Here is a 1,988-nt window from a genome sequence, read left to right on the forward strand (position 1 = left end):
CTTAGAATTCTCTTCTCGCCTACCTGTGTCGGTTTGCGGTACGGGCACCTCCCGCCTCGCTAGAGGCTTTTCTTGGCAGTGTGAAATCAGGGACTCCGGGGCATGGTGCCCCTTGCCATCACAGCTCAGCGTATCAGGAATGGGATTTGCCTCATTCCACGCCTCACTGCTTGGACGCGCACAACCAACGGCGCGCTCACCTTATCCTTCTGCGTCCCCCCATTACTCAAACGGCGGGGAGGTGGTACAGGAATATCAACCTGTTGTCCATCGTCTACGCCTATCGGCCTCGACTTAGGTCCCGACTGACCCTGAGCGGACGAGCCTTCCTCAGGAAACCTTAGGCATTCGGTGGACGGGATTCTCACCCGTCTTTCGTTACTCATACCGGCATTCTCACTTCTAAGCGCTCCACGAATCCTTCCGGTTCCGCTTCAACGCCCTTAGAACGCTCTCCTACCACGGAGCTCCGAAGAGCTCCATCCACAGCTTCGGTAATCCGTTTAGCCCCGGTACATTTTCGGCGCAGTGTCACTCGACCAGTGAGCTATTACGCACTCTTTAAATGATGGCTGCTTCTAAGCCAACATCCTGGTTGTCTAAGCAACGCCACATCCTTTTCCACTTAACGGATATTTGGGGACCTTAGCTGGTGGTCTGGGCTGTTTCCCTCTTGACTACGGATCTTATCACTCGCAGTCTGACTCCCAATCATAAATCACTGGCATTCGGAGTTTGTCTGAATTCGGTAACCCGGGATGGGCCCCTAGTCCAAACAGTGCTCTACCTCCAGGATTCTCAAAGATTGAGGCTAGCCCTAAAGCTATTTCGGAGAGAACCAGCTATCTCCAGGTTCGATTGGAATTTCTCCGCTACCCACACCTCATCCCCGCACTTTTCAACGTGCGTGGGTTCGGGCCTCCAGTAAGTGTTACCTTACCTTCACCCTGGACATGGGTAGATCACCTGGTTTCGGGTCTACAACTGCATACTCTGTCGCCCTGTTCAGACTCGCTTTCGCTGCGGCTCCGGCTTCTCACCTTAACCTTGCATGCAATCGTAACTCGCCGGTTCATTCTACAAAAGGCACGCCATCACCCATTAACGGGCTCTGACTACTTGTAGGCACACGGTTTCAGGATCTGTTTCACTCCCCTTCCGGGGTGCTTTTCACCTTTCCCTCACGGTACTGGTTCACTATCGGTCACTAGGGAGTATTTAGCCTTGGGAGATGGTCCTCCCGGATTCCGACGGAATTTCACGTGTTCCGCCGTACTCAGGATCCACTCTGGAGAGAACACCTTTTCGGCTACGGGGCTGTTACCCGGTATCGCGGACCGTTCCAGGTCGCTTCGCCTAACGTGTTCTTTTGTAACTCCGTACAGAGTGTCCTACAACCCCAAGAGGCAAGCCTCCTGGTTTGGGCTGATCCCGTTTCGCTCGCCGCTACTCAGGGAATCGCATTTGCTTTCTCTTCCTCCAGGTACTTAGATGTTTCAGTTCCCTGGGTGTGCCTTCGCATGTGTTATGAATTCACACATGGATACTGCCCCATTACAGGCAGTGGGTTTCCCCATTCGGAAATCTCCGGATCAATGCTCACTTACAGCTCCCCGGAGCATATCGGTGTTAGTGCCGTCCTTCTTCGGCTCCTAGTGCCAAGGCATCCACCGTGCGCCCTTCCTAACTTAACCTCAGTTAAAAAGTTGATCACGTACTGTGATCGTGTCACTTCATGAATTGCGTTGTTTCGTTTTGTTTCAATGTCGTTTTATCCAGTTTTCAAAGAACAAGTGTTGAAAGACCACAAAAAGGCGTTGCCGCCTGAAGGTGAACCTTCAAAACTGAACGCAAAACGTCAACTCAAAACCCGCAGGTTTTGATTCCGATATTATCCTTAGAAAGGAGGTGATCCAGCCGCACCTTCCGATACGGCTACCTTGTTACGACTTCACCCCAATCATCCGTCCCACCTTCGGCGGCTGGCT

The 1,988-nt window shown here is 52.5% G+C and carries 2 rRNA genes; both read right to left on the reverse strand.

From position 1 onward, the window contains the following. Positions 1-1,694 (reverse strand): 23S ribosomal RNA (locus ACFQ1X_RS02560); the annotation flags it as partial. Between the two features lie 207 nt (positions 1,695-1,901). Continuing rightward, positions 1,902-1,988: ribosomal RNA gene (locus ACFQ1X_RS02565) — 16S ribosomal RNA — on the reverse strand; the annotation flags it as partial.

Source organism: Metaplanococcus flavidus (assembly GCF_042675885.1).
In the GTDB taxonomy this organism is placed as follows: domain Bacteria; phylum Bacillota; class Bacilli; order Bacillales_A; family Planococcaceae; genus Planococcus; species Planococcus flavidus.